The organism is Halomonas sp. 141, assembly GCF_002810305.1.
Lineage (GTDB): Bacteria > Pseudomonadota > Gammaproteobacteria > Pseudomonadales > Halomonadaceae > Vreelandella > Vreelandella stevensii.
In genome coordinates, this window is record NZ_PINZ01000116.1 from 1 (window position 1) to 1,045 (window position 1,045).

General features: G+C 62.0%; 1 protein-coding gene. It reads right to left on the reverse strand.

Annotated features, from left to right (window positions below; all coding sequences use genetic code 11):
- A partial coding sequence (locus CWI66_RS17575) for an IS256 family transposase (protein ID WP_157809010.1) occupies nucleotides 1-800 on the reverse strand: 800 nt, incomplete at its 3' end.
- Nucleotides 801-1,045 lie beyond the last annotated feature (245 nt).

The window sequence follows — 1,045 nt, forward strand, 5'->3', positions numbered from 1 at the left end:
GCAGTCTTGTGGACCCAGCAGCGCTGGTGCTCGGTCTCTGGATAGACCTTGCTCAACGCCGCCCAGAAGCCCATGGCACCGTCGCCCACCGCCAGCTTGGGGGCTTGAGTCAGACCGCGCTCTCGCAGCCCCGTCAGCAGCGTTTCCCAGCTGTCTGCCGACTCACGGAAGCCGTCCTCGACGGCCACCAGCTCCTTGCGGCCCTGCTCCGTGACGCCGATGATCACCAGCAGACACAGGCGGTCATCCATGCGCACGTTGCTGTACACGCCGTCGGCCCACCAGTAGACGTAGCGACGGTCTGACAGGTCACGCTGCCGCCACTCGGTATGCTCGTCTTCCCACTGTTTCTTGAGCCGAGACACCGTGTTGGCCGAGAGCCCCTTGGCCTGGTCGCCCAGCAGCGCCGCCAGCGCCTCCTGGTAGTCGCCAGTGGAAATCCCCTTCAGGTAGAGCCAGGGGATCAGTTCCTCGATGCTGCGGGCCCGCTTCAGGTAGGGCGGCAGCAGGCTGCTGTTGAAGCGAGCACCACCGCCGCTGCGGTCACGCACCTTGGGCACCTGAACGCTGACATCCCCAATCCCGGTCTGGACCGTGCGCTCGGGCAGGTAGCCGTTGCGGACCACGGCCTGACGTCCATCGTCGAGCCGCTGATCGGCATACTGCGCCAGGAAGGTGGCCAGCTCGGCCTCGACAGCCTTGGCGATCAGGTCACGGGCACCTCGTCGCAGCAGCTCGTGCAGCGGGTCAGTGACCTGGGGTTCTGGTTGTGAAAGAGCCCGGAGGGTAGAATCGGTCATGGCGTATCCACTCGTGTTGGTTGAGATCTTGGTCGTGATCAATCAACAGGATACGCCACCCTTCCTACCTCCTCCCATACACCAGACTTGAGCTTAACTCGAACTCACCATGGGAACTGCCTAATGGATAACGATACACGCTTGATCGATTTTTACAGTGGCGAAGGGCTGGACCATAAAGGTCGGCGTCTAGAGGATATTTGGGCGCTGTCGTCCTTTTGGCTAGAACACACCCACGACTATAT